Annotated in this window: 6 protein-coding genes; 4 read left to right on the forward strand and 2 right to left on the reverse strand. The window is 65.4% G+C overall.

Annotation, left to right across the window (positions count from 1 at the left end; genetic code table 11):
* Window positions 1–4 precede the first annotated feature (4 nt).
* The 4 genes from AC27LF_RS20850 (at window position 5) to AC27LF_RS20865 (ending at window position 4,924) form a co-directional block, all read left to right on the forward strand.
* Entirely contained in the window at window positions 5–649 is a 645-nt protein-coding gene (locus AC27LF_RS20850) for a hypothetical protein (protein WP_479659239.1), read from the forward strand.
* Window positions 636–1,184, forward strand: coding sequence for an SLOG family protein (locus AC27LF_RS20855; RefSeq protein WP_487227803.1), 549 nt, complete (start codon window positions 636–638; stop codon window positions 1,182–1,184). Before AC27LF_RS20850 ends, AC27LF_RS20855 begins: the two co-directional genes overlap by 14 nt.
* A gap of 115 nt (window positions 1,185–1,299) precedes the next feature.
* Window positions 1,300–2,286, forward strand: a complete 987-nt coding sequence (locus AC27LF_RS20860; protein ID WP_479659237.1) for an AAA family ATPase — start codon at window positions 1,300–1,302, stop codon at window positions 2,284–2,286.
* A 97-nt stretch (window positions 2,287–2,383) separates the two neighbouring features.
* Entirely contained in the window at window positions 2,384–4,924 is a 2,541-nt protein-coding gene (locus tag AC27LF_RS20865; protein WP_479659236.1) for a S8 family peptidase, read from the forward strand.
* Window positions 4,925–5,026: 102 nt separating this feature from the next.
* Here the strand turns inward: AC27LF_RS20865 and AC27LF_RS20870 are convergent, their stop codons facing one another.
* Together AC27LF_RS20870 and AC27LF_RS20875 are read right to left on the reverse strand one after the other, a co-directional pair.
* Window positions 5,027–5,836, reverse strand: coding sequence for a hypothetical protein (locus AC27LF_RS20870; protein WP_479659235.1), 810 nt, complete (start codon window positions 5,834–5,836; stop codon window positions 5,027–5,029).
* Window positions 5,808–6,262, reverse strand: a 455-nt coding sequence (locus tag AC27LF_RS20875) for a hypothetical protein (protein ID WP_479659234.1), incomplete at its 5' end; no start/stop codon positions are given. The genes AC27LF_RS20875 and AC27LF_RS20870, both read right to left, overlap by 29 nt.

A 6,262-nucleotide genomic window follows, 5' to 3' on the forward strand; every position in this document is an offset into this window, starting at 1 on the left:
CACCATGCCCTTGCACGCTATCGAAATCATCCTGACCCGGACCATGGGAGGGGTTGAGCTGAAATCAGCACAATGGCTCAGCGGAATGCCGATGGCATCCTCACAGGACGGTAAGAACATTGCCGTACTCGTCTCCGCACGGAACCAGGAGCAGGCCATCAAGAAAGTGTGGCGGCGGCTTGAGGACTCTCTGCCGATCGACGTGCTGTGCACTCTCTTTCCTGGGCCGGACGGGATGCTCCGGATGAGTATTCCGTTCACGCCTGGGGTGAAGAGACGAATCCGTTCGTGGGCCAAGGCGGCGGGGAAGAACACGGAAGAGTTCCTGAGCGATGCGATCAAAGAGGCATTGGCCCGCGGCCGGTCCACGAACGGAGTGGCACAAGAATGTGCACTGGGATTCCTGCTGCACAGTTGCGCTTGGCTGGAGTCACCGTTGGATTCCAGCGACCGAGTCGCGGTATCGAGGCTTCCTCTGTCTTTGGCGAATCTTGTACGGAGGGTCTCGGCTTCTGGCACTCGGGTCACTTTTGCCGACGACTCTGGCCAGATCGCAGCATTGATCAGCGAGCGGGAACTTACGCGGCTCGAAAACACACAGGCCAGCGAAGACGGCTGTGAGGATGATGAGCGCCATGGAATTGACTGATCCCCGTGTAATTGTGTGCGGAGATCGTAGGTGGCTCTGGCCTGGAACCGTCGCCGCAGTGCTGGACCGCCTGGCAGCCCGTTACGGTGATCGGCTCATCGTGATCGAGGGCGCTGCGAACGGTGCCGACCGCGCGGCGCACCGGTGGTGCCGGCGAAGGGGTCTGGGTGTGGACCGGCATCGGTGTTATCCCGTGGACTGGGAGACCGAGCGTCACGCCAGACCCAAGACGTGGCGGCTGGCGGGGCCTGAGCGGAACACGCGGATGCTGACGGGGCGGCCGTCGCTGGTCATTGCGTTCCACGGTCAGTTCGATCCTGGATCGGGCGGGACGTCCGACATGTGCCTGCGCGGCCTGCTCAGCGGCGTCCCTGCGTGGCTGGTGCCGGGCCCGGATCCGGATGCCGGGAGGTGGCTGCTCCTGAGCGAGTTCCCCAAGCGGCGCCGTGAGCGTGTACAGCAAGAGTTGGAGTTACCCCGCCCAGCCGAGCGCCCCCTCCCACCGTTCGACAACGATGCCATCGAGACCGAATAGAGAGGCGTGGACGGTTTCGTCGAGTGGGTGCGTGGGACGAGATCCTCGTACGATGCGTTGTCAGTGGCAGCGGCTACGGTGGGCCGCACCGGTTGCTCGGGGAGGTGTGACGCGGATGGCTGCCAGCGCCGAACATCTCAAAGCTCTGGTGCGAGCACACGCCGACGCCGACGACGACCGTTTCTACAGCATCGCCCTGCAGGTGGCCGCCAAGTCCGCCCGCCAGGGACACGGCAAGTTCGCAACAGAGCTGAAAGAACTCGTCGAATCGATGCGGCAGCAGGGCGCGAAGACCCTGAGCACCGTCGGGCCGACGCCTGTGGTCCAGCCCCGTGGGGAACTGTCCAGCCTGTTGACCGCCTGGTATCCCGATATCCGGCTCGACGATATGACGCTCTCTGCTGATCTACGGGCCACCTTGGATCGCGTACTTCACGAGCAGCGGCAGCGTGCTCGACTGGAGCGTTTCGGGTTCACTCCCGTTCATCGGATTCTGCACTCAGGTCCGCCGGGAACCGGCAAGAGTATGACGGCGGCCGCGCTGGCCGGCGAGCTGTCCCTGCCGCTGTTCACCATCCGTCTGGACGCGCTGATCAGCCGTTTCATGGGTGAGACAGCGTCGAAGCTGCGGTTGGTGTTCGACGCCGTGGCGCAGACCCGCGCCGTATACCTGTTCGATGAGTTCGATGCGCTGGGTGCACAGCGAGCCGCTGGCAACGACGTGGGCGAGGCACGGCGCATCCTCAACTCCTTCCTGCTGTTCCTGGACGAGGCCCCCTCGGAGAGCCTCGTTGTGGCGGCCACCAACCACCACGAGATCCTGGACCGGGCGCTGTTCAGGCGCTTCGATCTGGTGATCGCCTACGAGGCGCCCACGCCGGAGCAGGCGGTGGAGGTGATGCGCAGGAGACTCGCGGGAATGGACACCAGCGCAGTACGGTGGCCCTCTGTAACCAAGAGCGTGGCCGGGTTGAGCCATGCGGAACTCGTGAAGGCTGCCGAGTCCGCTGCCAAGCAGGCCATCCTGGGGGGTGCTGACGTGATCGACGATCGCCTGTTGCTGGATGCTCTGAGTGAGCGGCGCGCGCTTCACCATGCCTGAGCCGCACTCGTCCCCTACCGCTCCGCATCTCATCGTTCCCTGGCCTGCTCGCACCTTGCGGCCCAAGCAGCCCCGGCCGGCCAGGGAGAAGGCCCCGATGGATCGGTCCGCCGACCGGCAGGGGCACGTGTCCCGCCTGGTCGGTGGCCTGGAACAGGCCCGCGACGAGGCAGAGGGCGCCCGTGCCGAGATCCCCGAGTCGTACCGGGCGGACGGCTTCGCGGTTCGTGTCGAGGCCGCGGCCGGACACGTCCTCAAGCTGGAGGCCCTCGACAGCTCGGGGCTGACGCTGATGAGCGTCCATCCGCGCACCGACGAGCGTCCCGAGGATGCACTGGTCTGGGTCCCGTACGAGAAGGTCGGGGATCTCTCACGCCGTATCAAGCAGTTCACCGAGGACACCGCCAGCGGCGCTCCCAAGCAAGCCCCGCTGGTCGCCAACATGGAGAAGGTCCAGCGAGCCCTCTTCAAGCATCTGTGGCAGGAAGCTGATCCACTGCCGCCACTCGACGAGCACCGCTGGTGGGAACTGTGGTTCGACCCACAGATCGTTGAATCCGATCCCGTCGCGACGTTGCGGGAGCTGGCCTCGGAGCATCACTGGTCCGTGACAGAGGTCGCTCTGGCAGTCGGCGAGCGACTCGTCGCCCATGTGCATGCCTCCGGGGAAGACCTGCAGGCTCTCATGGGGACCAACGCCACTCCTGTGGAGATCCGTCGGCCGACCTTCGCCCAGGAACTCCACTCCGTAGACCGCTCCCTCCAGCACGAGCTGGTGGACAACCTTGCCGAACGCGTCGAGGCCGCCTCGCCAGAGGCTCCCACGGTGTGCGTCCTGGACACTGGGGTGAACCAGGAACACCCGCTGCTGAAAGCCTCGTTGCACGGACGGGCGCATAGCGCGCTGCCATATCACACCGCGGCGGACCGGCACGGCCACGGCTCCGAGATGGCCGGCCTCGCCCTCTACGGAGATCTCGCCGGACCGCTGGAGAGTGCGGACCCCGTGGCACTGACGCACGGACTGGAGTCCGTGAAGATCCTGGACGGCGTGACAGGGGACCCCGCACACCCGCGTACCTACGCCGAGGTGACGGCGAACGCGGTGGCGACGGCCGAGATCGAGGCCTTGAGCGCAGGTCCGCCGCGTGCCCGTGTGTTCTCCATGGCGGTCACCGATCAGTCCAGGGACGGCAAGAACGGGGTCGACGGGACTCCGACCCTGTGGTCCGCCGCCCTTGACGCACTCGCCGCCGGAACCGACGTGGTGGCCCACGAGGACCGTATCGAGCTGATCGGGGCTCCCGATCCGAATGCCTCACGGCTGATCGTGGTCAGCGCAGGCAACATCAGGGGTCTGGAGCCGCCGGACATCCGCACTCCGCAGGGGCGCTTGGACCATCTGACGATGTGTGACCTCTCGCGGATCGAGGAGCCGGCTCAGGCCCACAACATCCTCACTGTCGGAGCCTTCACCGAGCTCACCGGTGTTCCCGAGGATCCGTCCTTCGCGGATTTCCGGCCACTCGCTGCCCCTGGTCAGCTCTCACCCTTCAGCCGTACGTCGGTCGCTCTGACCGGAACGCCCGTGGTCAAACCGGACATCGTCATGGAGGGCGGCAACCTCCTGGTCGACCCCGGCGAGACCCTGCTGGACGCCCATCCAGTGGTCAGTGTGACCACGACCGGCAAGGACTTCTTCCGGCAGATCTCCTCCGCGAACGCAACCAGCGCCGCTACCGCCCAGGCCGCCCGCCTCGCCGCTCTCGCCCATGCCGCCTACCCCGGCCTGTCACCGGAGGCCGTACGTGGGCTGCTGGTGCACGAGGCGCGCTGGACTCCCGCGATGCTGGGTGACGGCCTGTACACGAAGACCGGTCGCCCCAAGCTGGCGAAGAAGGAGTTGATGAAGCAGGTCATCCGCCGCTACGGCTGGGGTGTGCCGAGCGCAGAGCGGGTGCTGTCCAGCGCCGCCAACGCCGTCACCCTCATCGTGCAGAGCCAGCTGATCCCGTACCGGAGAGACAACGGCGGCGTGCGCCTGGCAGAGCTCCAGTTCCACGAACTGCCGTGGCCACTGGAGCAGTTGCGGGAGCTGGATGCCGCCACTGTCGCTCTCCGGGTGACACTGTCGTACTTCATCGAGCCGAATCCGGGGCGCCTCGGTATGCGGGGCAGGTACAGCTACGCCTCCCAACGGCTCCGCTTCGCGATCAGAGCACCCGGCGAATCCGTGGACGGCTTTGAGCGACGCATCACCGCCCAGGCCGAGGCCGAAAGCGATACCCCTTCTCACGCCAAGGCCTTCGAGGGGGACAAGAACTGGCTGGTCGGTCCCCAAGGCCGTAATCAGGGATCGCTCCACACCGATGTCTGGCACGGATCGGCGGCGGAGCTGGCCGACTGCGGTGTCCTGGCCGTCCATCCTTCCGGTGGCTGGTGGAAGAGCCACAACCGCACCGACCGCGTCGGTCGGCCCGTGCGGTACGCCCTTCTGGTCTCACTGACAACCGACGAAGTCGAGACCGACCTCTACACGCCGATCGCGAATAAGCTGGATATCCCGGTCCTTACCACACCGGAAACTCGCAACGAGATCACCACGAGCACACCAGTGCAGGTCGAGATGGACTGGTAGGTCGGCAGATAGAGCCACATAACTGGCGTGAAACGATCACTTTACAGCCCGTAGACCAACCGGTAGGACACCCTCGACGGAAGTACCAACAGGCGAATTACCTCATGCTGAAGCACTTCCTTGGTCTCGGTCCCCTGCAACTCCAGACGCGCCATCAGCCGGCGAGGCATGCGAGGGCGCTGTGCCACCGTGTCGGCTTTCATCGTCGGGCACAGGCTCATCGATGGCTGTCTCAGTGGCACTGGAGGATTGCAGTAAGTCGAGGACTACGTCACGGTATGCGTCAGCGAGCTTGACCAGCGGATGTTCGTCGCTGCCGTCGACGACGGCATCCGTGGCATGCTCATCGCCTTCTTCTGCATCCATGTCTAGGAATACGTGCAGGCTGTTGAAGTGCAGCAATGCGTCCAGGCGCCTAGGCTTTCCAGCGGCGCGCCGGAGCATTACGGCTTCGTCCTCACTGAGGTGGTCGCCATACGCGGCAAGCCATGCCTGCTCGATGTCCACGGAGGCACCGCCCGTGGCCAGGTCGGCGAGTGCCGCGAGGACATGATGGTGGATGTCGTGGAGTCGCGCCGGGACAGTAGCGCGGGCCCACTTCTCATCGTCCAGAGAGGGCAGCCCGTCCAGCACTTTGGCCATCTCGGCCGCCTGAGGAGGTGGCCACCCGCTGGGCCAGTTCGAGCGGGCCTGCCAGAGTTGCAGGATGGCCTCTCGTGCCTGGGCACTCCGGGCGTCGGCATCGGGCGCATTGGCCGCTTGTGCCTGATCCGCTGCTTCGATGAGGCGGGCGGTGTGGTGGGCAAGCCAGCGCGTCAGAGTGTTGTTGGTGTGCTCCTCTCCGAGTTCGGTGAGAATGCGTTCCCCGAGGTCGGTGACAGCGTCAGTTGGCGGTGACTCGGCCGTCGGCATCGATGAGGTAGATCCTGCTTCTGGGGGCACGATAGGTGCTTCCGCCGGCGTCTGATCGGTGCCGTCCAATCTGGACCTCCAGGATGAGGTTGGTGCCGGTGTGAGCGAGATGGCTCAGCAGCGCTGCCCGATCGACGTGAACCCGGTATCCACGCGAGGTGGATTGACGTTCGTCGCTGCCGTGGCCAGGGTCCGACCACTGCTCTGCGTGGGCAACGATCGTCCCGTCCTGAGTGACCAGGGCAAGACCGTTTGAGTCGGTGGTTGCCCGGGCAGTATCGCGAAACCTGCGACCGGGTAGGGGCCGGTTGGCTTGCATGCCGTGCGCGTACGGATCGTGTTGGGCGAGCGTTTCTCCCGGGTCATACGGGTCGACGAGCCATCCTCTCAGGTCGAAAGCGCCATGGGCGACCTCGAACTGCTCCT

Source organism: Streptomyces diversicolor, assembly GCF_057537855.1.